At 70.3% G+C, this 1618-nt stretch carries 1 protein-coding gene; it reads right to left on the bottom strand.

Features of this window, described 5'->3' with window-relative positions:
- Nucleotides 1-1618 (bottom strand): polyketide synthase dehydratase domain-containing protein (locus Q0994_RS33825; RefSeq protein WP_299542555.1); only part of this gene is annotated, 1618 nt, incomplete at both ends.

The following is a 1618-nucleotide window of genomic DNA, read 5'->3' as shown; positions in this document are numbered from 1 at the left end:
CGCTCCACACCCAGACGCCACAAACCACCCGGACCCACACCCGCACCCACACGCCCCAACCGAGGCACCACACACACACCGTCACGCACCGCGACCTGCGGCTCCCCCACCGCGACCAACACACCCCAGTCCGGAACCTCACCCACCACATCCACCAGCACAAACCGGCCCGGATACTCCGACTGAGCCGTCCGCACCAAACCCCACACCGGCGCCTGCACCAGATCAGGGCACTCCTCACCCACCGCCACACCCCGACGCGTCACCACAACAAGCCGCGCCTCGGCAAGAACCTCGCTCCGCACCCACCGCTGCAACAACTCCAGCGTCAACGCCGTGATCTCCCGAACCGCCGACGCGCTCTCCCTCCCGGCCACAGCGACCCCGGCCCCGGCCCCGGCCTCGACCAGAACCACCTCCGGCACCGCCGCACCCGCGGCGACCGCCGCCTCCAACTCCCCCACACCCGCGAACCGCTCACCCGGGGCCACCAGGTCACCCAGCACCGCGACCCGGCCCACCGAACCACCCAGCGAACCACCAGCCTCGGGCACCACCACCCACTCCACCCGGAACAGGGAATCGCCACCGGTTCCCTGGTCACCGGCAAGGCGGGCCGGGTCCACCGACCGCAGTACGAGCTTGCTCACGCTGACGACGGGTTCGCCCTGCTCACCGATGACGTCGATCCGCAGGCCGGCCTCGGCCGTCCCTGCGATCCTGACCCGCACCTGTGAAGACTCGCCGCCCCGGCCCAGCCGGACGCCGGACCAGGAGAACGGCAGATCCGCCGAGGAACCCGCTTCCTTCTCCAGCAGTCCGCCGTGGAGCGCGGCGTCGAACAGCGCCGGATGGATACCGAAACCCTCACCGCCGGCGCCGTCGGACAGCCTCACCTCTCCGTAGACGTCATCGGCGACGCGCCAGGCTGCCCGCAGTCCCTGGAACAACGGCCCGTATTCGTAACCGACTTCGGCGAGACGCCCGTACAGCGAATCGACAGCGACGGGCTCAGCTCCCACCGGCGGCCACTCCGTCCCGAAGTCCGGCACGAGCGGCTCCGCCACCGTCTCCTGAACGACTGTGCCGCGTCCGTGGCACGTGGCCTCGCGCTGTTCGCCTTCCCGGCCCTTCTCCGAGCGGGAGTAGACGGCGACCGTACGGCGGCCGTCCTCGTCAGGTTCCCCGACAGCAACCTGAAGCTGAACGGGCACGTCGCCGTCCAAGACCAGCGGCGCTTCGAGCACCAGCTCTTCGAGGACCGGCGCCCCGACATGGCGACCAGCAGCCATGGCCAGCTCCACCAGCGCCGTCCCCGGCACGATCACCGTGCCGAGTACGACGTGGTCCTGTGTCCAAGGCGCCGTCTCCGAGGAGAGAAGCCCGGTGAGCAGCCATTCGTCGCGGTCGCCGAGGGCTACTGCCGCACTCAGCAGCGGATGGTCCAGCCGATCCAGGCCGGCCGCCGAGGCACTGTTCTCGCCCGTACTGGGAGCGAGCCAATAGCGTTCGCGCTGGAAGGCATACGTGGGCAGGGGCACGCGGCGTGCGCCGGTTCCGGCGTAGAACGCCTCCCAGTCGACCCCCACACCCGCGACATGCGCCTGCGCGAGGAACT

The sequence above is a fragment of the uncultured Streptomyces sp. genome, from assembly GCF_947488945.1.
GTDB lineage: Bacteria > Actinomycetota > Actinomycetes > Streptomycetales > Streptomycetaceae > Streptomyces.
The sequence above is the reverse complement of the archived record's forward strand: the minus strand, read 5'-3'. Positions and strand labels throughout refer to the sequence as shown.